This is a genomic window from Actinomyces bouchesdurhonensis (genome assembly GCF_900128465.1).
GTDB lineage: Bacteria > Actinomycetota > Actinomycetes > Actinomycetales > Actinomycetaceae > Pauljensenia > Pauljensenia bouchesdurhonensis.
Window position 1 is genome coordinate 13,274 of the sequence record NZ_LT635864.1, and the last position, 24,497, is coordinate 37,770.

The 24,497-nt window shown below is 62.6% G+C and carries 24 protein-coding genes and 8 pseudogenes; 15 read left to right on the forward strand and 17 right to left on the reverse strand.

The annotated features are described in order from the left end of the window. Nucleotides 1-142: pseudogene (locus BQ7477_RS11270) on the reverse strand (DNA repair protein RadA); the annotation flags it as partial. A 139-nt stretch (nt 143-281) separates the two neighbouring features. Between BQ7477_RS11270 and BQ7477_RS01810 the strand changes: the two are divergent. After that, the gene (locus BQ7477_RS01810) at nt 282-1,466 is read left to right on the forward strand and encodes a S8 family peptidase (protein ID WP_073982597.1); all 1,185 of its coding nucleotides are present in this window, start codon (nt 282-284) and stop codon (nt 1,464-1,466) included. Between the two features lie 109 nt (nt 1,467-1,575). Here BQ7477_RS01810 and BQ7477_RS01815 read toward each other — a convergent pair whose 3' ends face one another. The 6 genes and pseudogenes from BQ7477_RS01815 to BQ7477_RS01845 all read right to left on the reverse strand — a co-directional run. Next, nucleotides 1,576-2,178, reverse strand: a complete 603-nt coding sequence (locus BQ7477_RS01815; protein WP_073982598.1) for a GA module-containing protein — start codon at nt 2,176-2,178, stop codon at nt 1,576-1,578. 106 nt (nt 2,179-2,284) lie between these two features. After that, the gene (locus BQ7477_RS01820) at nt 2,285-3,748 is read right to left on the reverse strand and encodes a hypothetical protein (RefSeq protein WP_129582472.1); all 1,464 of its coding nucleotides are present in this window, start codon (nt 3,746-3,748) and stop codon (nt 2,285-2,287) included. Between the two features lie 8 nt (nt 3,749-3,756). Then, nucleotides 3,757-4,434 (reverse strand): potassium channel family protein, encoded by a 678-nt coding sequence (locus tag BQ7477_RS01825; RefSeq protein ID WP_073982600.1) that lies wholly within the window; start codon nt 4,432-4,434, stop codon nt 3,757-3,759. Nucleotides 4,435-5,249: 815 nt separating this feature from the next. Then, nucleotides 5,250-5,624 (reverse strand): integrase core domain-containing protein, encoded by a 375-nt coding sequence (locus BQ7477_RS12940; protein ID WP_073982602.1) that lies wholly within the window; start codon nt 5,622-5,624, stop codon nt 5,250-5,252. Between the two features lie 584 nt (nt 5,625-6,208). Further along, nucleotides 6,209-6,355: pseudogene (locus BQ7477_RS12220) on the reverse strand (integrase core domain-containing protein); the annotation flags it as partial. A 41-nt stretch (nt 6,356-6,396) separates the two neighbouring features. After that, a pseudogene (locus BQ7477_RS01845) lies at nt 6,397-6,981 on the reverse strand (transposase); the annotation flags it as partial. 98 nt (nt 6,982-7,079) lie between these two features. Between BQ7477_RS01845 and BQ7477_RS12945 the strand changes: the two are divergent. Further along, nucleotides 7,080-7,490, forward strand: coding sequence for an integrase core domain-containing protein (locus tag BQ7477_RS12945; RefSeq protein WP_073982603.1), 411 nt, complete (start codon nt 7,080-7,082; stop codon nt 7,488-7,490). On the opposite strand, the gene BQ7477_RS01855 is transcribed toward BQ7477_RS12945, so the two are convergent. From BQ7477_RS01855 to BQ7477_RS01865, 3 genes are all read right to left on the reverse strand, one after another. Further along, on the reverse strand, nt 7,462-8,370 hold the full coding sequence (locus BQ7477_RS01855) for a hypothetical protein (protein ID WP_073982604.1): 909 nt from the start codon (nt 8,368-8,370) through the stop codon (nt 7,462-7,464). The genes BQ7477_RS12945 and BQ7477_RS01855 overlap by 29 nt on opposite strands. Before the next feature lie 47 nt (nt 8,371-8,417). Then, entirely contained in the window at nt 8,418-8,873 is a 456-nt protein-coding gene (locus BQ7477_RS01860; RefSeq protein WP_073982605.1) for a hypothetical protein, read from the reverse strand. A 108-nt stretch (nt 8,874-8,981) separates the two neighbouring features. Beyond that, nucleotides 8,982-10,544 (reverse strand): TrkH family potassium uptake protein, encoded by a 1,563-nt coding sequence (locus BQ7477_RS01865; RefSeq protein ID WP_073982606.1) that lies wholly within the window; start codon nt 10,542-10,544, stop codon nt 8,982-8,984. Nucleotides 10,545-10,684: 140 nt separating this feature from the next. Here BQ7477_RS01865 and BQ7477_RS01870 point away from each other — a divergent pair, with 140 nt between their 5' ends. From BQ7477_RS01870 to BQ7477_RS01880, 3 genes are all read left to right on the forward strand, one after another. Beyond that, nucleotides 10,685-10,903, forward strand: coding sequence for a helix-turn-helix domain-containing protein (locus BQ7477_RS01870; RefSeq protein WP_073982607.1), 219 nt, complete (start codon nt 10,685-10,687; stop codon nt 10,901-10,903). Nucleotides 10,904-10,987: 84 nt separating this feature from the next. Continuing rightward, nucleotides 10,988-11,086 (forward strand): 30S ribosomal protein bS22, encoded by a 99-nt coding sequence (locus tag BQ7477_RS01875; protein WP_003792170.1) that lies wholly within the window; start codon nt 10,988-10,990, stop codon nt 11,084-11,086. Between the two features lie 64 nt (nt 11,087-11,150). Next, the gene (locus BQ7477_RS01880; protein WP_073982608.1) at nt 11,151-11,819 is read left to right on the forward strand and encodes a histidine phosphatase family protein; all 669 of its coding nucleotides are present in this window, start codon (nt 11,151-11,153) and stop codon (nt 11,817-11,819) included. A 598-nt stretch (nt 11,820-12,417) separates the two neighbouring features. On the opposite strand, the gene BQ7477_RS01890 is transcribed toward BQ7477_RS01880, so the two are convergent. Further along, a complete protein-coding gene (locus BQ7477_RS01890; protein WP_073982609.1) occupies nt 12,418-12,879 on the reverse strand; it encodes a MarR family winged helix-turn-helix transcriptional regulator in 462 nt (153 codons plus the stop codon). Between the two features lie 225 nt (nt 12,880-13,104). On the opposite strand from BQ7477_RS01890, the gene BQ7477_RS01895 reads away from it, so the two are divergent. Next, on the forward strand, nt 13,105-13,434 hold the full coding sequence (locus BQ7477_RS01895) for a histone-like nucleoid-structuring protein Lsr2 (protein WP_073982610.1): 330 nt from the start codon (nt 13,105-13,107) through the stop codon (nt 13,432-13,434). A gap of 62 nt (nt 13,435-13,496) precedes the next feature. Here BQ7477_RS01895 and BQ7477_RS12225 read toward each other — a convergent pair whose 3' ends face one another. Next, nucleotides 13,497-13,664, reverse strand: a complete 168-nt coding sequence (locus tag BQ7477_RS12225) for a DUF3060 domain-containing protein (RefSeq protein WP_234968632.1) — start codon at nt 13,662-13,664, stop codon at nt 13,497-13,499. A 36-nt stretch (nt 13,665-13,700) separates the two neighbouring features. Here BQ7477_RS12225 and BQ7477_RS01905 point away from each other — a divergent pair, with 36 nt between their 5' ends. Continuing rightward, nucleotides 13,701-14,714: an IS30 family transposase gene (locus BQ7477_RS01905; RefSeq protein WP_073982611.1), complete on the forward strand. Its 1,014-nt coding sequence runs from the start codon at nt 13,701-13,703 to the stop codon at nt 14,712-14,714. Here the strand turns inward: BQ7477_RS01905 and BQ7477_RS11825 are convergent. After that, complete coding sequence (locus tag BQ7477_RS11825) at nt 14,701-15,063, reverse strand: hypothetical protein (RefSeq protein ID WP_073982612.1); 363 nt, start codon at nt 15,061-15,063, stop codon at nt 14,701-14,703. The two genes, BQ7477_RS01905 and BQ7477_RS11825, sit on opposite strands and share 14 nt — an antisense overlap. A gap of 42 nt (nt 15,064-15,105) precedes the next feature. Beyond that, nucleotides 15,106-16,323, reverse strand: coding sequence for an OmpA family protein (locus BQ7477_RS01915; RefSeq protein ID WP_073982613.1), 1,218 nt, complete (start codon nt 16,321-16,323; stop codon nt 15,106-15,108). Nucleotides 16,324-16,579: 256 nt separating this feature from the next. On the opposite strand from BQ7477_RS01915, the gene BQ7477_RS01920 reads away from it, so the two are divergent. The 3 genes from BQ7477_RS01920 to ispD all read left to right on the forward strand — a co-directional run bounded on the left by BQ7477_RS01920 (nt 16,580) and on the right by ispD (nt 18,886). Further along, nucleotides 16,580-17,317 (forward strand): phosphoglyceromutase, encoded by a 738-nt coding sequence (locus BQ7477_RS01920; RefSeq protein ID WP_073982614.1) that lies wholly within the window; start codon nt 16,580-16,582, stop codon nt 17,315-17,317. A gap of 350 nt (nt 17,318-17,667) precedes the next feature. Beyond that, nucleotides 17,668-18,186 (forward strand): CarD family transcriptional regulator, encoded by a 519-nt coding sequence (locus BQ7477_RS01925; RefSeq protein WP_073982615.1) that lies wholly within the window; start codon nt 17,668-17,670, stop codon nt 18,184-18,186. Further along, entirely contained in the window at nt 18,164-18,886 is a 723-nt protein-coding gene (ispD, locus tag BQ7477_RS01930) for a 2-C-methyl-D-erythritol 4-phosphate cytidylyltransferase (RefSeq protein ID WP_073982616.1), read from the forward strand. Before BQ7477_RS01925 ends, ispD begins: the two co-directional genes overlap by 23 nt. 212 nt (nt 18,887-19,098) lie before the next feature. Here the strand turns inward: ispD and BQ7477_RS01935 are convergent, their stop codons facing one another. Continuing rightward, the gene (locus BQ7477_RS01935; protein WP_073982617.1) at nt 19,099-19,923 is read right to left on the reverse strand and encodes a hypothetical protein; all 825 of its coding nucleotides are present in this window, start codon (nt 19,921-19,923) and stop codon (nt 19,099-19,101) included. A 4-nt stretch (nt 19,924-19,927) separates the two neighbouring features. Further along, nucleotides 19,928-20,704, reverse strand: coding sequence for a hypothetical protein (locus BQ7477_RS01940; RefSeq protein WP_073982618.1), 777 nt, complete (start codon nt 20,702-20,704; stop codon nt 19,928-19,930). Nucleotides 20,705-20,880: 176 nt separating this feature from the next. On the opposite strand from BQ7477_RS01940, the pseudogene BQ7477_RS01945 reads away from it, so the two are divergent. Together BQ7477_RS01945 and BQ7477_RS11280 are read left to right on the forward strand one after the other, a co-directional pair. Next, nucleotides 20,881-21,567 (forward strand): annotated as a pseudogene (locus tag BQ7477_RS01945) (MFS transporter); the annotation flags it as partial. A 2-nt stretch (nt 21,568-21,569) separates the two neighbouring features. Then, nucleotides 21,570-22,544: pseudogene (locus BQ7477_RS11280) on the forward strand (MFS transporter); the annotation flags it as partial. Between the two features lie 96 nt (nt 22,545-22,640). Here BQ7477_RS11280 and BQ7477_RS01955 read toward each other — a convergent pair. After that, nucleotides 22,641-23,042, reverse strand: coding sequence for a hypothetical protein (locus BQ7477_RS01955; RefSeq protein WP_234968635.1), 402 nt, complete (start codon nt 23,040-23,042; stop codon nt 22,641-22,643). Between the two features lie 143 nt (nt 23,043-23,185). On the opposite strand from BQ7477_RS01955, the pseudogene BQ7477_RS01960 reads away from it, so the two are divergent. The 3 pseudogenes from BQ7477_RS01960 to BQ7477_RS12950 all read left to right on the forward strand — a co-directional run. Further along, nucleotides 23,186-23,365, forward strand: a pseudogene (locus BQ7477_RS01960) (hypothetical protein); the annotation flags it as partial. 112 nt (nt 23,366-23,477) lie between these two features. Beyond that, nucleotides 23,478-23,618, forward strand: a pseudogene (locus BQ7477_RS11290) (IS256-like element ISAod1 family transposase); the annotation flags it as partial. A 58-nt stretch (nt 23,619-23,676) separates the two neighbouring features. Further along, nucleotides 23,677-24,273, forward strand: a pseudogene (locus BQ7477_RS12950) (transposase); the annotation flags it as partial. Between the last annotated feature and the right edge of the window lie 224 nt (nt 24,274-24,497).

Sequence of the window (24,497 nt, forward strand, 5' to 3'; positions counted from 1 at the left end):
TCGCTGACGCGCGCGGGGTGCCCGAGGCCTCGCCCGTCTGGTCGACCGTGCCCCACGCCCCGCACTCGCGGCACTGCCCAACCCACTTGGGGGAGGACCATCCACACTCGGAGCAGCGGTAGGTGATCTTCTCTTTCGCCATGCACCCACGGTAACGCGCCCCTGGCTCATCTGCGGTTCCAGTGCGCGTGGAGGGAAGGGGGCGGAATCTTGTACCAACACGTGACCGAATGGTAGAATGGCTGGTCGCGCCGTGTGGTGTGCGGCGAAAGGATACTGACATGACCCGTGACATGACGCGCCTGATGCGACGGACCCTGGGCGTCGGAGTTACCGGTGCACTCGCGGTAACTGCCCTGATAGTCCCCGCGCCTGCTGCCCGGGCCGCAGGCATTACCGCAGGTGAACAGGAGTACTACTCGTACTACTCCCTCGACTCCATTCACAACGCGGGCTATCGGGGTGCCGGGGTCACGATCGGCCTCATCGACGGCCCCATCAACACGAACATCCCCGAACTCAACGGCGCGAATATTCACAACATGAGCCGCTGCACGGTTAACTCGACGGACAACCATTGGGATCATGGGTCGGTCATCGCTCAAGTTCTCGTTTCCCCCGCCTTCGGTGTCGCTCCTGACGCGGCGCTCTACAGTTACACGCTGTCATTCAAAGGAGAGTCCACTGAGGCGGATTGCGCGATCGGTGACTGGACACGCGGCAAGTCGGATGCGGCGCTCCTGATTGAGTACGCCTTGAATGACGGCGTGGATGTCGTCTCAATCTCCTCCTCGTATCCAGGGGACTATGACGTGATGCGCTGGGCCCTCGCCCGCGCGATTGTGCGGCAAGTCCCCGTCGTCGTCTCAATGGGCAACGAAGCGACCTACGATTATCCGGATACGCTCGCGCGCATGAGCGGCGTGATCGGCGTGAGTGCAATCGAGACCAACGGTTCCATGTCCGACTACTCGAACTATGGCAACTACGTGTCCACCGCTGCCCTGGGGCGTCCGTACGCTCGCAGAGGCGTTACCGATGAACTGTGGAATTGGTGGGGAACATCGTTCGCGTCACCGACGGTTGCGGGGTCCTTAGCGCTGGCGAAACAACGCTGGCCGAACGCGACAGGCAACCAGATCATGCAGGGGCTGACACACACGGGCGTGGGCAGTGACGGCAACAGCTGGAACCCATTCACGGGCTACGGTGCGCTCAACACCTACGCGCTGATGACGACCAGTCCGATGAGCTACCCGGACCAGAACCCCTTCATGAACAAGGGCTACAATTCCACCCCAACCCGCCAAGATGTGCTCGATTATGCGGACGGCGTGGCGGATCCTAGTCAAATCTACGCGGACGGCGACTACGAGTATCGAGGCTTCGACGAATCAATAGCCTTCAGTGGGCGCCACAGCTATCCAACCCACCTTGGCACGAGTCCTCGCTACCACAGGAAATAGCAGCAGATACAATGGCGCCTGGCCCTCCTACACTCGCTGAGGGCCGGGCGCCTTACCGGCTGTCCGTCGCTCCTCGTCGCGCCCGAAGGCTCTCATCTGGCTGGTTCCATCACGCGGAGACCTGGAAACGGCGGACGATAGGGGCCGTCGGCTGTTCAGGCCCGTCGATTTTCATCGTCCACACGTAGGTCAGAGTGTTGCCGCTGCCCTCCACCTGCACGGTCCACGACGAATAGTATGCGCAGTCTCGGTCCACGCACAGGTCGTACGTGTCCGATCCGAGGCGCCAGAAGTCGGTCGCGGACATCATCTGGTAGACCTTGTCATTCTTATTCACGGAGATCGTTCCGTTGGTGCTCAGAGAGAAGCGCTGCTGGTTGATCGTGACGGGCGAGGTAGCCACCAGCTGCGCACCCACCATGTTATTGAGCGCCCGCGCCTTGTCGATGATGCTGCTCTTCTGCTGGCGTTGAGCGTTGTTGTACTCGTCGACGAGCTGATTCTTCTGTCCGACGGGAATATTAGGCAGGTTGGAAATCTCGGCGGCGGAGCCAGCCTGGGCGGCGGAGCCAGCCTGGGTAGTCGCCGTGGGACCCGGACGCGAAGAACGATGGCCGCGGATACGAAAGGGCCTGCAGCCTGCGACAAGTGTAGTGGCGACGAGCAGGGTTGCGGTCGTCGCGAGGACGCGACGAGAAGCGGCGGAACGCATGAGTTATCTCCAGTGTCGGGAACGTTTCATCATACGCGATGGTGGGAGGCTGCTCTCACGATACGGTCACTGCAACACCCCCCGGTGGAGCATGATGTCTGTCTGGTCAGGCGGGTGGGCGTAGCGTCAGCCTGTCGCGAACATGCGTCACGAGCGTCTTCGCGGCCCAGTGGGGCGGGCGCGACGTCGCCTCGACGCTGCGCACCAGCGAAGGCGTGTGGTAATGCCATTCGTCACGCGACTCTCCGATGATGGTCGCGGTGAGGCGCTTGACGCCGAAGATCTGTCCGGTGGTGGTCGCTTCGAGGAGGACACCGCCCTGATCGGTGATGTCCACCCACACGTTCGATCCGGGACCACAGACATAGGAGGATGGACCCGGGAAGAGCACCCCAACCGAGCGAGGATCCGGTGCCTCGGCGTGGACCCTCCCATCCTCCGTAACGACGACGGGAGCGCGCGTTCCCGAGGGGAGCTCAATGAAATCCCCATGCCAGCGTTCCTGGCGCGCGGCTCCCCAGGGGATAGGAAGCTCCTCCAGCGGGGTGGAGGGCGAGCGCGTAGGGGCCACGACGGACTCGTGAGCGAAGGGCCCCGTCTCCTCCAACGGAATGTCAGCGTGGAATCCACCCATCTCATCGCCCCACATGCCTGCCTGCTCCACCGCAGGACTCCACGGCACGTGGGCAGTCAGTGACGCCAGGGTGTTGCCAGCGCCGTCAGGATGGAACCCCGTCAGAACGCCCACAACACCCCAGTACGACACGTGGGTCGTGCACACCAGCGTGTCTGAGGCCGCGAGGTCGACGATACCCCACGCGGCGACCCCCGCACCCGACTGGATCAGGGCATCGCCAAGCAGGAAGCGCAAGATCCTGCGGTCGGCAGCGTGGACCAGGCCTCGGCGCGAGTCGAGTGGACGAATCGGAACCCAGCCACGGCCTCGTGAAAAGGTACGTTCGAAGATAGTCGCGAGCGTGGAGAAACTCCCAGGCTCGCCCAGCCCTCCCCAGTGCCACAGCCCGTTCGTCTCCGCGTTCCAGTGTGCGAGCACGCGCCGGTGCCCGTCCTCGTCGATCGCTTCGATGCGGGCGCCGGGCAGGATCGCCATCGGTTCGCCCGAATGCCACCATGCGCCCGATGCGGGGGAGTGGCCGGGCGGATCCTGGTGGGTGAGGGTGGCCTCGAGGTCCGAAGCAACGTCGAAGCACAGAACATAAACGCAGGAGGCGCCGCTGCCCGAACACGTCGCCACCGTACCGGGTGAGAGCTGGTCCGACGCATCGGGGAGCGGCCCCCGGAAGGATGCGAGGCGACCGCGCTCGCTAAGCCAGCCGACGTCCATCACCCCCAGGACAGCGGACGCGGTGAGGCACTGCGCAAGCGCCTCCTCCTGGACGAAGAACCCCTGGACGTACGCCCGGCTAAAGCCGCCCTCCGTCGCGTTGCGCAGGTATGCGCTCGCGCGGCGAGGCGTCAGAAGCTGAACGAAGCGAGTGGGCGCGTACGGAATCCCCGTGAGCGACATGTCCCGGTCACGAGGCCGTGGCTGGTTGGGTGCGGAAGACACGGGATGCCTCAGGGCCTGTTCGCGAAGTACTCCAACAGGTGCGAATCGCCCGACACGATGATCTCATCGTCGGCGTTGATGCGCGTCTGAGAGTCCGCATACTCGAAACGCTGCTTGGGGCGGCGAATCGCCAGCACGTTGACGCCGTAGCGGCCTCGCAGGTCTAACTCGTCGAGCGAAAAGCCGTGCACCTCCTTGGGCGGGCGCAGCTTCATGATGGAGAAACCATCCTTCTCCATTTCAATGTAGTCGACCATGCGACCACCCACCAGGTGCGCCGTACGCTTGCCGGCATCCAGGTCAGGGTAGACGACGTGGTGGGCGCCCACACGGCGCAGGATGCGCCCGTGCTGAGAGGATGTCGCCTTGACCCAGATAGAGGAAATACCCATGTCGACAAGGTTGGCGGTGATGAGCACGGCGGCTTCGAGCGAGGATCCCACGCCGACAACCGCGCTTCGGAACTCGCGCGCTCCGAGCTGCTCGAGTGCATCCTTCGAGGTGGCATCGGCCTCGACCAGTGGGAAACGTCCCGCGAAGGCCTGCACGCGCGAAGGGTTCTTTTCGACCGCCAAGATCTCGTATCCCAGCTGGTCCTGCGTCACTGCAACAGCCGAACCGAAACGGCCCAACCCGATGACCAGCGTGCCCGACTGGAGTTCCTTGGAGTCACGTTCATCTGCCATGGCTCCATTGTTCCTTCCCACGTGCTTTGACGCGAATGGTGCGACCGCACTCCACCCCACGTCGCTGTGACGTATCAGGTGTGGGCGGCGAGCACTCCCCTGCGCCTTCGCGTCGACGCGCATCGGTGTGACACGAAGCATAGCTCTGTCAAGGCAAGATTTTCAAGGCGTTAGACTTTCGTGTCCCGGTGCGGTTAGACTGACGCTACATCGAGAGCGTCCCCACCACGGGAGCGTTCTCACCCGTCATATATCAGTGATGTTGAACAGATGCGAGGTCGTGCCTTGGTTGATTCACCGAACTATAACAAGCTCAAGGAACTGCTTGACATGCCTCGCCAGCCCCTGGGAGGCGAAGACCGGACCGAAAATGCGCAGGTCGGCAACGCCCACAGCAAGGTCGATTCGGCACACAGCAACGCTCAAGCGTTCGTCTCCGATAAAACCGTGGGCACATCGCAGACCCAAACGGGTGCGAACACCTGGATGTCCTCCTTCATCTCCGACGTCAATACGCACCTCGGAAACATTGAATCGACCAAGGCCCACAACCTGACGGTGCGCGAAAGCATGCACACTCAAGCTGCGCGGGGCAGGGAACTAAGCCCCGTCCTGCTCAGTGCTTCGGATATTGCCGCGAGCCATCAAGACCCTCCGCTCAAACTCAGTTTCGCTGATGGAAGAGTTGAAAAGTACGCGACTTCGGACGCATACCTTAGCGCTCTAGAAGAACAGAAGAACGCGCAACGTGAGGCACGGGCCAAGGAGATCTTGGATCAGATCAACACGGAGGCGTTGGCCGAGGAAAAAATTATCTACAGCCCGAAGGGCGACNGTGGTGCGTGTGGATGGCCTGGATGAGTCCGCTGTTGGTGTGATGGGTGGTGCTGGTAGCGCTGATCAGTTGAGGCCGGTGTGCCGTGATGAGGGTGAGGATTGGTGAGTTTGTAGCGGCGTTTGTGTGGTCGCGTGGGGGGGTCGCCCGGGTGTGGGCGGCCCCTGGCGCGATCGGTGTTTCGTGTTGTTGTGTGTTGGTATTCTGCTTGTTGTGGTGTGATGCCGCCCAGGGCGAGGTGGGGGCGGCGGGTGTTGTACCAGTGGACCCAGGCGGCGGTTTCGTGCGTCGGCTTCCAATCAGGCTGGTTCCCCAGTAATGTCGCACGTAATTCCCGTGCACATATTTCAGACATTGAAATGCGGTCGCTGGAATTGCAACGTTTGTAGCCTATCTCGAAAAATGACCGCGTTAAATTGCGTGCGACTTTTGCTGGGGTGGTTACCGTCGTCACTTTCTGGCCTCTCTACAGCCCCGGCAACCGCGACCTGGCCTGCCGGTGCGCTCTCCATTGGGACCGTCAAGATTCGCCCCCTGTGCAACGGTCTTGACTTGGGCAGTGGGGGTTTGCAGCATGAGGAGCTGGCCGCCGGCGTGTTGGCGGCGTGTCGGCGATCGTCTCACAGATTCCGCGTTTGTTCTTGTGATTCGGAGCACTGCACCCGATCCGTAGGCAGTGCACCCCTTCTGATCGGGTGTAGCGCGACGGATCGGGTGTAGCGCCTCTTGTTCGGAGCCGGGCAGGTATTTCGAGGTGGTGTGGCTGCGTCTGATGCTGCCGCTTGGGTATGTCGGGAGGAACTGTCCGCAGTTGTGCTTGTCGTGGGGGGCAGTGCACCCGATCCGTAGGCAGTGCACCCCTTCTGATCGGGTGTCGCGCCCCGTAACGGGTGCAGCGGCCCTCGCGTTGTTTGTCAAGTCCCGGGTTTTGTGGAGGCTTGTTGAGGCCGCTTCCTTTCGTGTTGTTGCGTGTTGGTTTTCTGCTTGTTGTGGCGTGATGCCGCCCAGGGCCAGGTGGGGGCGGCGGGTGTTGTACCAGTGGACCCAGGCGGCGGTTTCACGTTCGACCTCGCACCGATCGCGCCAGGGGCCGCCCACGAGCCTGTCAATTTTTCTGTGTATGGGGGTTAGAGGTAGGGGGTGATTCGGTCGGGGTAGGCGGTGGTGAGTTGGGCGAGGGCTTGTTTCCAGTTGGTGGTGGTGTGTCCTTGGATGAGGCGTGTGTGTCCTGTTCGTTTGTTGGGGGGTTTCCCGGCGTCTGCGAGGCGCTGGGCGGCTCGTTTGTCTTCGATGTTGCAGATGGCGAGCCATAAGAGTTTGACGGCGGCTTCTTCGCTGGGGAAATGCCCGCGGTTCTTGGTGATTTTGCGTAGCTGGTAGTTCAACGATTCGATAGCGTTGGTGGTGTACATGACGCGGCGCGCCATGGGCGGGAACGCCAAGAACGGCGTGAAGCGCTGCCAGGCGCGCTGCCAGGTGGCAACGGTTTGGGGGTAGCGCGCTCCCAGGTCGCTGGCCGCGAAGTCCTCCAGCGCCCCTCGGGCGGTTTCCTCGTTGGGCGCGCTGTAGACCCGCTTCAAAGCCGCGGCGACGCTCTTGCGGTCCTTGTAGGACACGAAACGCATGGAGGCGCGGATTAAGTGAACCACGCAGGTTTGGACCATGGACTGGGGCCAGGTCGCGGTTGCCGGGGCTGTAGAGAGACCAGAAAGTGACGACGGTAACCACCCGAGCAAAAGTCGCACGCAATTTAACGCGGTCATTTTTCGAGATAGGCCACAAACGTTGCAATTCCAGCGACCACATTTCAATGTCTGAAATATGCGCACGGGAATTACGTGCGACGTTACTGGGGAACCAGCCCGATTGGAAGCCGACGCACGAAACCGCCGCCTGGGTCCACTGGTACAACACCCGCCGCCCCCACCTCGCCCTGGGCGGCATCACACCACAACAAGCAGAAAACCAACACGCAACAACACGAAAGGAAGCGGCCTCAACAAGCCTCCACAAAACCCGGGACTTGACACGCCGGGTTCGCGTTCGACGCCCCCGCGTCCGCCGCTTTCGGCTGGATCAACCCCGGGACTTGACACGCCGGGTTCGCATTCGACGCCCCGCCGGCTGCGCCGGGAGTCAGTCGTGTCAACGGGCCGCGGGACGACGCGTTCTGAATGTGTGCGTGGACGGTGTTACTTCTTGGCGCGTAGCGCCCAGATGAGGGCTGCGAGGCCTGCGAGGGCTAGGACGGTGATGGTGGCGCCCACGCCGATGATGAGGCCCCGCGGCGAAGAAGAGGCGGAGGCGGGAGAAGAATCGTCCGCGGCCTGCGTGGGCGTGGGCGTGAGGGTGAAGGGGTTGACGGGGAGCGTCAGGTCGGTGAACGGGCCGACGGTGCCGTCTTCGGACTCATAAAAGGCTTGTTCGGCATCGGCCTCGACGAGGGGGTCATCCGTGGTGGGGATGGTGGCCCCCTCTTCGGTGTTCCACACGCAGGTTGTCATGTGGACGTTGTCAATCAGAAGCTTGTCGAGCTCCGAATAGGACGGGCTGGCGTTGCACTGGGCGTTCCTTATATCCGTCAGCCGATATTCGAATCGCGTGAAGTGTGCGGTTTCGAAGGCGGAGGCGATCTGGTTCAGGTATTCCATGGGCGCGCGCGCCTGGAATCGTCCGTCCTCGTCGAGAGAATAGAAGGCGTGGCGTGCATCGTAGGCGTAGTCGGCAGTGAGGGTGCAAATGCCGCTCTGGTACTCGGCTGTGCTGTGGTAGTTGGGAGCGCTTCCCGACCAGAAGGTGTCTGTCAGCGTTTTGCATTCGTCCATGGTGATCTCGGAACTCGGATAGATACTCACCAGGGTCATGCCCAGTTTGCTAACGCTGACGAAATCTCCGAGGTCATCGCTGGCGCCGTACGTCAGGGACGCAGTGATCTTGACCTCGCGACCCGGTAAGAGGGGCGTGTCAGGCGCGTTGCTGACGGGGGCCGAGGGAACAGGAACGGGCGTACGTGCTGCGTAACTGGGTGAGGCGACACCAGTGACGCAGGCGAGCACCCCGACCACGCATGCCAGCGTGCGCAGCAGCGTTGTCTTTGTCATGAATCTCCTCCTGTGTGCCGGTAGCTGTAGTGGCTTCGCGGGTTCGCTTAGTAGCGTGGGGGCCGCCTTCTATTTGCGGACAGAACATCTCCTGGATATTGCTTCCAGTACGCTTTCGACTCCTCTGACTCGTAGACGGCGTCGATTCCAGAAAGGGACGTCGTGAGGCCGGCGATCGTTGTGTTCAGTTGTGTTTCCGAGACGGAGTCGGTGTTGGAGATCTGCTGGAGGGCGGTGTCCAGGTGCTGGGCGACATCGGAGGCGTTCTGAGCCATTTGCGTCAGGGCCTTGTATTCGGCGTTGAGGTATTCCTTGTAGGTTCTACCGAAGGTCGCGGGACCCTGCAGGCTGCTCCATTTTTCCGATGTTTGGCCGTCTGCCGCGGCCTTAATTTCCGCGGCGGCACTGTTGAGCTGCGCGACGATCCCATCTCCGTCGCGCGTAATGAGATCAATCCATCCCTTCCATTGTGCTCGTGTGATGTCGAGGCGGTTGTCCTCCATGATGTGTCTCCTTTGCGCGGGCATGCCCAGGTGAGGCACAGACTAGCAGAGGGGAAGGCGCGATAAAAGTCGTTTCGCTCTTTGGAAGCGGCCCGGGAGCGGTGTGCCTTAGCCGATGATCGGTTGTTCCTCAGGCATGCGGATGACGCGGGAACGTTCGCGTAGTGCGAGTGCGGCTGCGACGGTCATCGACCCGGTGCGTCCCGCGAACATGAGAGCGATGAGCACGTACTTTGCGGCCACCGGCAGGTTGGGTGTGATGCCTGTGGACAGGCCGACCGTGGCGAATGCGGAGACGGTTTCGAAGAGGATGGTGTCGAGGGAATGGTCTGTCATTGACATGAGGAGGACGACGGACATGGCTACCATCGCGAGGCCTAGCAGGGAGACGGCGACCGCCAGACGCACGGTTGAGGTGGGGATGCGTCGCCCGAACGTCTCGATGTCGCGGTCGCCTCGGGCTTCGGCGATGACGGCCAGGACCAGTACAGCGAAGGTCGTTACCTTCACGCCGCCTGCGGTGGAGGCGGAGCCTCCGCCGATCATCATGAGTATGTCCTGAATGAAGTGGGTCTGAGAGTGCATCGCGCCCACGTCGAGGGCGGACAGGCCAGAGGATCGCGAGTTGACGCCGGCGAGCATGGCGTTGAGGATTTTTGACGGGGTGTCGATGGCTCCCAACGTCGCAGGATTGTGCCATTCGGTCAGTGCCAGGGTGAGGGCGCCGATGAAGGCGAGGATCAGGTAGGTGGACAGCGTCAGTTTCGTGTGCAAGCGCCACCGGCGCGGGCTGCGTAGGTTCTTGGAGACGTCCATGATGACGGGGAAGCCGATTGCGCCCACGGTCGTTCCCAGGATGATGGGGATCAGTATCCACCAGTCGGTGACGTGTGGGGAGAGTCCTTCGGGTAGGATCACGAAGCCCGCGTTGTTGAATACGGAGATCGCCATGAAGACTGCGTTCCAGATGGCGCGCGCGGGGTTGATGCCCATCGTGAGGAAGCGTGGCGCGAACATGATGGCTAGGAGTGCTTGCATGCTCAGTGAGGTCGCGATGACGGCTTTGAGTAGCGTGGAGATCTGGCCCATGGCCCCGGTTCCGGTTTCCTGCGTGGCGAGCATGCGCTGGGTGAGGCCGAGGTGTCGGGAGACGGCGAAGCCGAGGATCGATGCGAGTGTCATGACGCCGAGGCCGCCGACGACGATGCCGGCGGCGATGATGGCCTGCCCGAAGGGGGACCAGTAGGTCGCAGTATCGACGGTGGTGAGACCTGTCACGCAGACGGCGGAGACGGCGGTGAAGAGAACGTCGACGAAGGGCGCGGACGTGTCGGTCGCGGACGCGATGGGCAGCATGAGCAGGAGGGTAATGATCCCGATGATGAGTGCGAAGGTGCTCAGGGCGAGTCGGGCGGGTGAGTAGCGTGCCTGCTTCGAGAGCCATGCGCGGATTCGTTGGATGTGTGATGTGGGGACTTGCGGGTGTGGGCCGCTGGGGCCGCCGGGGACCTGGCGAACGATGGGGGAAGGCTGCGGGCTCAGGCTTTCAGCTGAAATCGTAGGGGACGAGGCCGTGGATCGTTTCCGTATGAGGGAGCGTGTGGCGCTGGGTTCGGTGCGTAGGCGAGGGGGCTTGGGCCGCCTGGTGTGTCGTTTGCGTGGCCGTGCCATCACTGCTCCTTAACGACTCTGCAACAAACGTGGATAAAGTTGCAGTTTCCATGTGGTTGGGCAGTAGTATATTTCGTGAGGCTACGTAAGCGGTGAACGAACGGGTTTAGCGCGCCTCGCGAGCATACTGGGAGTCATTGATGGAACAGCAGTCGGCGCCGCGCTTTATGACCGTCACGGAAGTGGCGGACATCATGCGCGTCTCTAAAATGACTGTGTACCGGTTGATTCACAGTGGGGAAATGCCCGCGATTCGCGTCGGGAAGAGCTTCCGGGTCCCAGAGGCTGCGGTCGCTCAGATGATTCAGGCAGGTATGGCGGATCACTCCGGTGGCCAGTCTCGCGTCATTGGCGGGTAGTATAGGCACGATGTGCCCGCTCCGGGCACCCATCATTAGTTAGCGGTAGTACCTCTGCCGCCCACACTACGAGGGAGGAACCCCATGGGCTCCGTCATCAAGAAGCGCCGCAAGCGCATGGCGAAGAAGAAGCACCGCAAGCTCCTGCGTAAGACGCGTCACCAGCGTCGCAATAAGAAGTGAGCGAGTGGAGGCCCGGCCAGATGGCCGGGCCTCTCGTGTCTGTAGACCCCTATACTTGTCTGTTATGGACCGCACCATCATTCACGTCATGCGTCACGGAGAAGTGGACAATCCCACCGGCGTTTTGTACGGCAGGCTGCCTGGTTTTGGGCTGACGGAGCTGGGGTATCAGATGGCGGCTCGCGGTGCTGCTTATCTGGTGGATTCGGGGGCGGATATTGCCCGCGTCATCTCTTCGCCCTTGCTGCGTGCCCAGTTGACGGCGGCGCCGACTGCGGCCGCCTACGGGCTGAGCATCGCCTCGGATCCCCGCCTCATCGAATCCGACAACGTGTTCGAGGGGCTCCCGGTCAACTCCCATCGCGCGATGCTGGCCAACCCGAAGTACTACAAGTATTACTGCAATCCGTTGCGTCCGTCCTGGGGGGAGCCTTATCGCGATGTCGCGTCTCGGATGAGTGCCGCGCTGTCTGCAGCGCTGCGTGAGGCCAGGGGGCGTGAGGCCTTGCTCGTTTCCCATCAGAATCCGATCGTGACGCTGACGCGTTTCATTAATGGTCAGCCTTTGGCGCACTCGCCTCAGTCGCGGCACTGTTCGCTCGCGTCTATCACGTCGTTTATTTTCTCCGGCGCCACGCTCGTGGGAACTTCCTACGTGGAACCGGCGGCGGACCTCGTCGCTCTGGCTCAGGACATGACGCCAGGAGATTCGGCGGCTGATCTTCGTCGGTGACGCGTCGGCGCCTGGTTGGATGGTGCTGAGGCTTCGTGGATTCGGGCTTATAGGTCAGGTTGTGTTGGTTTTTGGGCTGTCTTTCGTTGCTACAAAGCCGAAAGGTGGGGGTTGGACTCGTTGTGACTTGAGTTCTTGGTTGGCCAGGTCGTGTTGGTTTTATCCCGGTTTTTGATTGATATTCCGCGGTAAGGTCGGGGTTTGAATCGGCTTGGATTGGGGGATGGGAAATCCTCGATGCAAAATCTGTGGTGGCACGACGCAAAAATGGGGGNGCCGACGACGAGTACCTGGGTCAGGGCGTGCCAGGTGGCGCGCAGGGGAGGCATCGGGGTGCCGGCGATGGCCGCTGACACAGACGTGATGGCCTTGTTGCGGCGGAAGAGGAGGAACCATGACAGAGCTCCGATGATGCCGCCGAGGGTGAGGACGAGGATGCGTCGGGTGGGGGAGAGTGCGCTCGCGGCTTCCAAGAGAGTCTCGGAGTGCATGTCCCAGGCGAGGGCCTGGATCCAGTGGAGCAGGTGGATGCATGTTAGGCCGACGAGGCCGGCGATGACTCCGGTCGCGACGGTGGCGATCGCGAGGCGGCGCGCGTTCACGGACATGGCGTGTCGGAGTCGAGACGCGCGGCCACTCGACTGAATAGTGTGGTGAGTGTGTCGATTTCTTCGGGCGAAATGTCGTTGAGGAAAAGTTGGCGAATCACGTCGCGCTGGACAAGGGCTGCTTCGTCGAAGAGGCATTTTCCGGCCTCGGTGAGGAAGACGAGGCCTCCGCGCCCATCCCCCTGGCAGGGGCGACGTGCGATGAGGCCGCGCGATTCGAGGCGCTTCATTGTGTGGGTGAGGCGCGAGCGTGAAAAGACGACTTGGTGGGCGAGGCGGGAGGGGCGGATGCCGATCTCGCCCGCGCGGTCGGTCATGAGGAGGACGGAGTATTCGGGCATTGACAGTCCGGCGTTGCATTTGAGCGAGGCTTCGATGCGTTCAGTGAGGCGAGCCGTTGTGGTGAAGTAGAGTTCCCATGCCGCCGCTCGGGGGTGGTGTGCTCTGCTCACTGTGATTCCTCATCTCATCCTGTGGGGTTGCAAGGCCTCTCCAGCCTCGTACATGCCTACGAGTATAACTTTCAATTACCGGCTCTTTCGTTCGGTGATGTCTAACTCACGTTTAGGGCGTCGTATGAATGATGAGAAAGAAAATGCGTTGTGAGTTACCCTAATTGCAATGAATTCCACTGATGGTTGGAATGTGGAATTCTTGATCCCTCAGGAGGAATATCCATGAAGAAGACAACAAAGATTGTGGAAGTTGTCGACGATTTTGACGGGACGCCCGCCGAGCAAACCGTGCGCTTCGCATTCAATGGGGCGTCGTACGAAATCGATTTGAACCGCGCGCATTTCGAAGAATTTGCCGGCGCTATTCAGCCCTACATTAAGGCCGGTCGTAAGGTTGGTTCGACTCGTCGTCGCGGCAACGCTGGCAATCCGAACCAACGCCTGGAGAATGCGAAGATTCGTGCGTGGGCGCAGGAGAACGGGCGTGAGGTTTCTGATCGCGGGCGTATTCCCGCTCCGATCGTTGAGGCTTACCGTCAGGCTCACGCCTGATCGGTATGTTTCAGTGTGGGGTGCGCAGATTATCTGCGCACCCCACACTGGTTGGTGGAGTGTCACTTGCTCATGAAGATTTCGTTGCTGGCACCCAAATCGCTGGTCACCTGAGGGGCGTTTCCTTCCTCGTACTCGATTTCGTTGTTAGACCCGGTGAAGGATACGGTTGATACCGATTCAACCTCGATGGAGTTGTTGGAACCGGCGGTGTCATAGGGTGTAAGCAATTTTCGTGTAGTGGTGATGCTGTTTGGAGGCTGATCATGGGGTGTCGTCGGATGCTTGGTGCCTGGGATCGCGCGGCGATCATGGCGGGGGTGGATGTGGGCTTGTCGCAGACGCGTATCGCTCACTTGATTGGGCGTAGCCCCTCGGTGGTGTGCCGTGAGATCGCCCGCCATACGGGCCCTGATGGGCAGTATTGGGCCGAGGAGGCTGGCAAGGCGGCCCGCGCGGCTAGGCGTCGCCCGAAGAAGCGCCTGTTGGATTGTGACGAGGTCCTTCGCCGCCGTGTGATTGCTGATTTGTCTCAGGGGCACACTCCCCGCCAGATCAGCGGGCGCTTGCGTGAGGAGGCGTGTGGCACACTGCCCTCCATGGATACTTCTCCCGACGCTCAGGGTCACACGATTAGCCATGAGGCGATCTACACGTGGATCTACGCCCACCCCAAGAAGACGCTCATCGAGCACGGCATTTGCTTGCCCTCGCGCCGGTGGATGCGCAAGAAACCCCCAGCAAGCGGGCGCAAACCCCCTATCGTTGGGATGCGGCTGATTGACGAGCGCCCTGACATTTCTGATCGGAAAATCCCGGGTAACTGGGAAGGCGACCTGATCATCGGCCAAGACGGGGCCAGTGCGTGCGCGACCCTGGTCGAGCGCACCACCCGCTACCTCATCATCGTCGCCCTGCCCCTGGGGCGCAAAGCAGACCAGGTCTGTGACGCGCTCACCCGCCGCATCCAGGGCCTTCCCGACGGGGCGATGCGCACACTGACCTGGGACCAAGGCCGGGAAATGGCCCGCCACCAGCGCCTCACCCACGACACCGGCGTGGAGGTGTTCTTCGCTCACCCCCACAGCCCCTGGGAGAGAGGAACCAACGAAAACACCAACCGGCTCATCCGCCGCTACCTGCCCAAAGGAACCCCCATCACCAGCCACCAACCCTACCTCGACGCCATCGCCTACGAACTGAACAACTGCCCCAGAGCCACCCTCGGCTACCGCACCCCAACAGAAGCATTCAACGAACTCATTGCTACCACCCATTGACACCGCCACCGGCCACCGTGATCGCGGTAACCTCTCCGCCGTCAATCTCGTTATTTGAACCATTGACGATGACCGTCGTGGTGCCCGCGGGAATGGTGAGGTGCTCGTTTGATTCATTGAAGATGATCGGCGTCGCGTTGTCCTGCGAGGGGGCGGTGGATGCATCCGAGGTTGTGGGCGCCGAGGTGGCGGGGGCGGTGGATGCGTCCGAGGTTGTGGGCGCCGAGGTGGCGGGGGAGGATGTTGATGAGGTATCGCTCGGTGCGGCGTTGTTCTGGGTGCAGCCGGTCAGGGCCAGGGTGGCCACGGCCATGACGGCAGCGGCGGGGATGAGGGACTTGATGGACATGGGGTTTCCTTTTCGTGTGGGTAGATGAACGATGTTGGTGTGTCAGAAAGCGGGGATGAAGATTTCGACGCGGCGGTTGAGCGCTCGTCCGGCGGGGTTATCTGATCCGTCGGCGTTCTCGTTGGGGGCCACGGGCTTCGACTCGCCGTAGCCGGTCGCGTCCATGGTCGCGGTTACGCCTTTCGCGCTCAGGTCGTTCTTAACGGCGTTTGCGCGAGCTTCGGAGAGCTGCTGGTTGAAAGCTTCATCGGACACGGAGTCGGTGTGCCCGTAAATGTGGGCGGCGGGGACCTTCGCGTTGGTGAGGATGTCGGCGAGCTTTGTCAGGGTCTGGGCGGCGTCGGGGCGGATGTCGGACTTACCGAAGTCGAAGAGGACGCCGTCCTCTAGGGTGATGAGGGTGCCGCAGGATTCGACGGGCTTGAGTGACTCGACCGGCGGGAAGGTGCCGAGTGTGGAGGCTTTTTCAACCTTGGGTGCGCCGGTGATCGTTGTGCCGTTGACCATCGCAGTGCCGTCGCCGTTGTTGATGATGGTCAGGTTCGGGTCCGTGTAGTTGCCGGTGCCGTCGCCGTTGTTGATGATTGTTACGGTGCGTGTGGTGTGTGTGCCTGAGCCGTCGCCGTTGTTGGTGATCGTTTCACCTGTTGCGGAGTTTGTGTAGGTGCCGCCGCCGTGTCCGTTCAGGGTGAAGGTGGTGGTCGGGCTGGTGTAGGTGCCGGAGCCGTCGGTGTCAACCGTGATGGTGAGCTTCGTGTCGCCGTTCGTGTAGGTGCCGGAGCCGTCGCCTGCGTAGGTGATGGTTGTTGTTCCCTCGGTGATGACGCCGGAGCCGTCGCCTGCGTTGATGACGGTCGTGTTGTTGGAGGTGGTTACGGCGGATCCGTCGCCGCCGAAGACTGTGGTGCCTGAGACGACGGAGGTGCCGTCACATTTGGCGGGTGCGACGCTCACGCCGGGAACGGAGGAGAGGGTTGAGGATGCGGAGTCGACGATGGCTTTGTCGGCGTTGGATGCGAACACGTCGATCGGGGGAGTAGAAAAGAGGGGGATCGGCGGGATTTCTCCGGCCCGGTATCCGGGGACCGTGGGGGTGGCCGAGGCCGTGGCAGTGGGTGATGGTGTCGGCGAGGTGGTGGCTGCCTCCTGTGTGGGGGAGGGGGCCGCATCCTTCGGCTTGGATGAACCGCAGGCGCCCAGGGCAAGGGAGGCCGCGGTGATGAGGGCGGCCGTTGTCAGAGTGCGTCGTGTGATGGTCATAGTGTAACCGTACGGGAAGAAGTGAAGAGTGCATACTGTTCCGGTAATCATGTGGAACCTTGATTTTTGGGGCGTTCAGGGGGAAACGGCGAGGCGTTCAGGGGGTAATCAGGGGGAGACCGGGGTAGTGTCGGGGAGAAGATGCGGGAGGAGTGGTTTTCGCCGCTGAGGGATGGTTCGGCGCGTCCCCGCAGCTGTGGCGTGATCAACGACACGGAATGTAGGAGCTACGCTCCGACTGTGGGACAATAGAGACATGAGCTACAAACTGGTGCTGCTCCGCCACGGCGAGAGCGAATGGAATGCAAAGAACCTCTTCACCGGTTGGGTGGATGTTCCGCTGTCGGACAAGGGCCGCGCGGAGGCTACCCACGGTGGTGAGCTCCTCAAGGAATCTGGCGTTCTGCCGGATCTCCTGTTCACGTCGATGCTGCGTCGCGCGATCATGACCGCGAACCTGGCTCTCGACGCCGCCGATCGCCACTGGATCCCCGTTGAGCGCAACTGGCGCCTCAACGAGCGTCACTATGGTGCGCTCCAGGGTAAGAACAAGAAGGAAATTCGCGACGAGTTCGGCGAGGAGCAGTTCATGCTGTGGCGCCGTTCCTTCGACGTGGCTCCGCCCGCCATCGAGGCTGGCTCGGAGTTCTCGCAGGATCAGGATCCCCGCTATGCCGGTGAGCCTGTCCCCATGAGCGAGTGTCTGAAGGATGTCATCGCGCGTCTGCTCCCCTACTGGGATGAGGCCATTGTTCCTGCGATTAAGACCGGCAAGACTGTCATGATTGCCGCGCACGGCAACTCGCTGCGCGCCATCGTCAAGCACCTGGATGACATCTCCGACGCGGACATTGCCGGCGTCAACATCCCCACCGGTATTCCGCTGGTGTACGAGCTCGACGAGGAAACCCTCAAGCCCATCAAGAAGGGCGGCACCTACCTGGATCCTGAGGCCGAGGCGAAGATCGCCGCGGTCGCTAACCAGGGCAAGTAAGCGACGGGGGGCCTCGGTTTCGTCTGCGTGGACGAGGCCGGGGCTTCGTCGTGCCTGTGGGCGCGACAATCGCGGGGTTGGGATGATGCTTGTGCCTCCGTGGGCGTGTGCGAGGGGTGTGTTGAAGTAGGGGTGCGCGGGTGAACGAACGAGTGTGGCGCATTCCCTAAAACTGACCATCCGATCGTGACTGGGGTCGCAGAGATGGTCGTATGGTGGTCGTGCTTGACGTTGGTTTGTATCGTTCCTCTAATGCGTGTAACGTTGAGCTTTCACACTGTCTCGGAGATATTCGTCAGGCAACTGGTAGAATGGACGTGCTATCCACGCGAGCACCCAGGAGTCCTTCCATGTCGTTCGAAATCGGTCAGACGGTCGTCTACCCGCACCACGGCGCAGCCACGATCGAAGAGGTCATGACGCGCACCATTCGCGGTGAAGAACGTACGTATCTGAAGCTGCGCGTGAACCAGGGCGACCTGGAGATCCAGGTTCCAGCAGAAAACGTTGACCTGGTTGGCGTGCGCGACATTGTTGACGAGGACGGCCTGGAGGAAGTGCTCGCCGTTCTACGCGCCCCCTACGTGGAGGAACCCACCAACTGGTCGCGCCGCTTCAAAGCAAACCAGGAGAAGATTGCGACTGGCGACATCGTCAAGGTCGCCGAGGTCGTGCGCGACCTGACGCGCCGCGACGACCTGAAGAAGCTGTCCACGGGCGAGAAGCGCATGCTGACGAAGGCCCGTTCCATCCTCACCTCTGAACTGGCTTTGGCCCGCAATATCGATAAGTCGGCCGCCGCGGATCGCCTCGATTCTGTCTTGGCTGAGGGCCGCATCGAGATCGATGATGACGCAATCTCCGAGTGAGGTTTGCGCGGTCCTGACGGCCGCCGGGTCCGGCTCTCGCCTCGGCTGTGAGCTGCCCAAGGCTCTCGTTGAATTATCGGGTCGCCCCCTGCTGTGGTGGGCGGCCCGCGGCCTACGCGCCGGGGGAGTGGGCGTGATCGTCGTCACTGCCCCGGCCTCGTGCCTCGGTGAGTTCCGCGCCGCGATCGACGGCTTGGGTGACGTGCTTGTCGTCGCTGGTTCAGACCGCTCGCGGCAGGCTTCCGTCGCACTGGGCTTGGCTGCCCTCGGGGACAGAGGCACGGATACGGTCGTCCTCGTGCACGACGCGGCTCGCCCCCTGACCCCACCGCAGGTCACCGCGCGCGTCATCGACGCGGTGCGCGCTGGCGCGGGCGCGGTCATCCCCGTCCTGCCCGTCACCGACACGCTCAAGACCGTGGATGCCTCGGGCCTCGTCACGGGCACGCCGCGGCGCGCCGACTTGGCGGCCGTGCAGACCCCTCAGGGCTTCCGCTGGGATGTGCTCACGCGCGCGCACGAGGCGGGCGCTTCTCTGGGTGCGGACGAGGCCGTGGCCGCCACGGACGACGCCGGCCTGGTCGAGGCGATCGGCGGAGCCGTGCACACGGTCGCGGGTGACGAACGCTCCCTGAAGGTCACGCGTCCCCTCGACCTTGCCATAGCGCGGCTGCTCGCCGACCAGGAGCCGAACTCCTAGGGCGCAGGATTAGTCAGGGTGGCCACCGCCACTGACATGTTGACAGCGAACAAGGCTGAGGCTGGGACGTATCGATCATCCGTCACCCTCCACGTGCGTCTCCTTCGTCCCTGACATGCCAGCATATTGCATCCGGTCAGGTTGCGCTGGTGGTTCCCCCTCCTCGTCCCCACTGCGGTCCCGGCACGTCCCCACACGTGGGTCGCCGCCCCTCAGGCGTCTGGGTCCTGCCCTCGCAGGAGCGCGCGAACCACATCGACGCCGTCCTTGGTGCCGAGAACGCGTCGCCGCCCGGGGTTGGAGACGAAATAGTCGATAAGGCGCTCGAAGGCGACGTAGGAGAGGCCAGGATCCTTCAAATGTAGCCACATGATGCCTTCCTCGCCGTCTTCGGTCCAGTGAATGGCGGTTATTCCCTTGACGGTCTCGCCCACGCCGGTCACATCACTCCAGTCGGCCATCTTGATCCGAGGGAGGAGGTCTCTCTCCGCGAAGGCAAACCCCTCGGGGATGAGAACGAACTTCTGTACCTTGACGTCGCGCGGTTGGGGGAAATACAGACCTGGCACTTTCACGAGAAGGCAGATGATGAAGACACCAGCGCCGAGCGACATGAGGACACCATTTTTTGTGCTCGAGGAGAACGCGAGAGGGATGAGGCAAAGAGCAATGCTACTTAGTCCCCATGTGAATCCAGCGTTGCGACTGCGGGCAAATGTAGCGTCCCCGGTGATCATCAGCTCGGTGACCGTGCGGTCCTTCTCGCGCGTCGTGGTGGCAGTGACACTCGGCGGGCGGCAGGGTGCGCGCGCGTAGGCAACGGCGGCTGGAATGAAGGCGACGAGGAGAAGGCAGACGATAGCGAGTCCGTAACGTAGGCCGAGGGCGGGGAAACCGAGTGTGATGAGGGCGACGAGAACAAGTGCTGCCGCGACTCCGAAGGCATACAAGCACGTGGGGACGATCCACGCTCGCCGCACGATGGCGTCCGCTTGGCTCGGGGTGAGGGGCCGCCGGATGAGTGTCAGGGGAAGCATGAGCCTAGCCTGCCGTCAGGATGTCGCTGACGAGCTGCGGTCCCTGGGGTGTTCCGAGCGTTGCTCGATCCTCTGGATGAGCGACAAAGTGGTTCATGAGCCGCGCGAGTTGCCAGTAGCAGATGGGCGTCCCCCTCATCTCGAAAACGAATGCCTCCTCGGAGTCCCGGGTGGATACATGCATCAACTGGTGGGGTTCATTAGCAGCGACGAAAAGCTCGAAACCCTCAATCTGGGGGTTGCGATCCCAACGGATGCGCGTCGGGTTGTCGTGCAGGAGGGGCTGAATCGACAGGTGATCGGGACCGAGCGTGATCATCGGTGACCGGTGGATGCGCGAGGGGCGATAGTCTGTCACGTTGAACATTGTGTATCCGAAGTACGAATACGAGAACCCCAGGATTAGGCTCATGACAGAATTAGGCTGAATAAGGAACAAGAGGAGTGCGATGGGGCCGCAGGTCATCAAGAACACGGAGCAGATCGACGAAACGTAGAAGGGGAAGAGAAGGGGATAGAGGGCGATTCCTTCCGACTCGACGTGCATGAGAACTCCCCGGCGCTGCTGAACGATTTCGGCGACGCCGAGTGTGAGGGAAGCGAGAGCGAGGAGAATCGGAACTACGACGAAAAAGAATGTGTAGGCGATTGGGAAAAAGCTGCGTATACAGAAAAAGAAGATTGCACAACTAGCGCAAATGGTGGCGATGAAAAAATTTGCGCGCGCCTTGGATAGCCGTTCGTCCGCATCGGACACGCTGCGCAATGAATCGTCCGCCATCGTTGGTCTCCTTCCAGGGTGACAGGCCAGTATATTGCATCCGGTCAGGTCGCGCTGGTGGCTCCCCGGCCTCGTCCCCACTGCGCCCCCGGACGAGCGGGGGAAGCGAAACGTGGTAGTTTCACCCTGGACGCACACGCGCCACCGAGTACTCCCCACCGAAGGAGCCCGATCCCATGAGCACAACGCCCGCCGCCCGCCGCCGCGTGATCACGCGCCAAGTCGTCGAATGGGCGGCCTGGGACTGGGGGAGCGCCGCCTTCAACGCGGTCGCCACCACCTTCGTGTTCACGACCTACCTGACCAGTGACGGCGTCTTCACCGACGCGGGCACCGCCTCAAGCTGGCTCAGCAACGGCATGACGATCGCGGGCCTGTTCATCGCGCTCCTCGCCCCCATCACCGGTCAGCGCGCCGATCGACGAGGCCGGGGCGGAGTCTGGCTCGGATGGTTCACCGGGTTGGTCGTCGCCTGCATGCTCGCCATGTACTTCGTACACCCCGAATCGGTGCTCGGACCCAAGGGCGCCCTCATGCTCGGCATCGCCCTGCTGGGCCTGGGCAACGTGTTCTTCGAGTTCGCATCCGTGAACTACAACGCGATGCTCAACCACCTGGGCGAGAAGGAAGACCGCGGCAAGATTTCGGGCTTCGGCTGGGCGTCCGGCTACATCGGCGGCATCGTCCTGCTGCTCATCCTCTACGTGGGCCTCATCGGCACCAACCTGCTCGGCGTCCCCACGGACGAGTACCTGCCGATCCGCATCTCCATGGTGATCGCCGCCCTGTGGCTCGGCGGCTTCGCCATCCCCGTCATCCTCCACCCGCCGCTGCCCAAAAAGGTGCACACCGGCGGCGACCACGNCGCCCGACGGGCCTGGTCGATCCGCTCGTCGTCGTCAAGCCCACCGAGGGGCAGATCGACGATCTCCTCGAACAGGTGCGCCTGCGCGTCGAACGAGACGAGCGCGTCCTTGTCACCACGCTCACGAAGAAGATGGCCGAGGAGCTCACGACCTACCTGGCCGAGCGCGGCGTCAAAGTCGAGTACCTGCACTCCGACGTCGACACGCTGCGCCGCGTCGAGCTGCTGCGCGAACTGCGCCTGGGTACCTTCGACGTGCTCGTGGGCATCAACCTGCTGCGCGAGGGCCTGGACCTGCCCGAGGTCTCCCTCGTGTCCATCCTCGACTCCTACGTCCTGCTGTGGCGCACCGTTCGCACCCTGAGCTCCGAGGCCCCGCACACCCTCTTCTTCCTCATCGCCTCCGCCGTCTTCCGCGACGGCCTGGCCGGCGTCTTCACCTTCGGTGCCGTCCTGGCCAAGACCGCTTTCGGTTTCAGCGCGGGCGAGGTCATGATCTTCGCGATCGCCGCGAACATCGTCGCCGGCCTGGCGACCGTCGCCTTCGGCTGGGTGGACGACAAGATCGGCCCGAAGAAAGTCATCATCCTGTCGCTGTCCGCCATGGTCGTCGCCGGCTTCGGAGTCTTCTTCCTCCACGCCCGCGGCCCCATCGTGTTCTGGACCCTGGGCCTGGCCCTGTGCGTCTTCGTGGGCCCCACTCAGTCCGCGTCGCGCTCCTTCCTGTCGCGCATCATCCCCGCCGGGCGCGAGGGCGAGGTCTTCGGCCTCTACGCGACGACCGGGCGCGCCGTGTCCTTCATGGCCCCCGCCATGTACGGCCTCTTCCTCATGATCGGCAAGCGCCTGACCCCCGCCGGCGAGGACTACACCTACTGGGGTATCCTCGGCATCATGCTGATCCTCCTCGTGGGCCTGGGCCTGACCATCCCCGTGAAGGCGGACCGCGCTACGCTCCACCACATGGAGGGCTGAGCGCCCTCGCCGCGGCCTTACGCGGCCCCAGACGACTCGTCCCCGACGCGACCGGGCATGCTCTCGGGCGTCGGGGACGGTTCTGTATCGATCCGCTTACGGGGTCCGTGGCGTCACGGCGATGACTTCGCCGCTGCGTGCTCCGACGAGCAAGTCGTCGAAGATCCACGTGAGGTTCGTGGCCTCGTCCAGCTCCGGCGACACGTAGGTCATCTCGCGTTCCATACCGAAGAAGAAGGGACCGGTGGGGGACGACGGCAGGCACTGGACGAACAGCGCATTACCGTCTGCGCTGGCGCGCACCCGCGCGGCGGACCAAGGGTCCGTCATGGCGTGGTCGGAGAATGACTCACCGGGGTTGATCGTGCGAGCAGAGTTTCCGCTGGTCGGACTCACCGTCAGGAGATGACCGTTAACGTCGCTCGAATAGGGCCGCTCGACGGTGGCTGTCGTCCACTGCGCGCCGCCCTGCGTCAAGAATGCTTCGACGTCTGCCACGCTCGGGAGAGCGCGGTCCGACGCAGGGAAACGGTCGAGCGTCCACCCGGCCCCGACAGTGCCCACGACCTCACCCGCGGTGTTGTAGGCGATGCTTTCCTTCTCGCTGGCGATGAGGACGCCGTCGCTCGCCAGAGTGACCCGGGAGACGGGNCGGCCTGGTCGCCGGCGAACTCATGTGGACGCAGGAGCGCACGCTCGACGGCGAGGACGAGGCCGACGTCGAAATCTCCGGCCGACTGCACCGCACCGAGCAGGCCTCGACCGCCTCCGGCGAGGTCATCGACGGCATCGACGACTCCCGGGACGGTTTCCTTGTCTGAGTCCGCGCTCGATTCCGAGTTCGTCGACGAGGCCGTGGCCTCCTTCGGCGCGACCCCGCACTTCGGGGACCCGTCGGGGGAACAGTGGGCCCTCGAGTCCGGGCGGGCGCTNGGGTCAACTCGAGCAGGTAGGCCAAGGTTCCGCTGTCTTGCGTGTAGGGCAAGCCAGTCTCGGCGTAACGATACCCGTGCCCGGCATTTCAGTGCGTTTTTAGACTTCGTCACCGGCAAATACACCCTGGCCGATTACGGGCGGTGTCATAGGGTGTAAGCAATTTTCGTGTAGTGGTGATGCTGTTTGGAGGCTGATCATGGGGTGTCGTCGGATGCTTGGTGCCTGGGATCGCGCGGCGATCATGGCGGGGGTGGATGTGGGCTTGTCCAAGACGCGTATCGCTCACTTGATTGGGCGTAGCCCCTCGGTGGTGTGCCGTGAGATCGCCCGCCATACGGGCCCTGATGGGCAGTATCGGGCCGAGGAGGCCGACAAGGCGGCCCGCGCGGCCAGGCGTCGCCCGAAGAAGCGCCTGTTGGATTGTGACGAGGTCCTTCGCCGCCGTGTGATCGCTGATTTGTCCCAGGGGCACACGCCCCGCCAGATCAGCGGGCGCCTGCGCATGGAGGCGTGTGGCACACTGCCCTCCATGGATACTTCCCCCGACGCTCAGGGTCACACGATCAGCCACGAGGCGATCGACACGTGGATTGACGCCCACCCCAAGAAGACGCTCATCGAGCACGGCATTTGCTTGCCCTCGCGCCGGTGGATGCGCAAGAAACCCCCCGCAAGCGGGCGCAAACCCCCTATCGTTGGGATGCGGCTGATTGACGAGCGCCCTGACATTTCTGATCGGAAAATCCCGGGTAACTGGGAAGGCGACCTGATCATCGGCCAAGACGGGGCCAGCNCCAGCACCCAGCCCGAGCACGCCTGTTTGCCATCGCACGCCACGACGACGCCGTCAACGGCCGCGAGCGCCTCCGACCCCTCCCACGGAGCCAGGGACTGGGCGCCTGTCGCCTTGTCGATGACGATGGAGCCGACGATGAACTGATCGGCCAGCGAGACGAAAGCCGGACGCCCGAATGACTCGGGAGTGGGGCCCGTCGTGCGCCACAGCTCGCGCGGCTG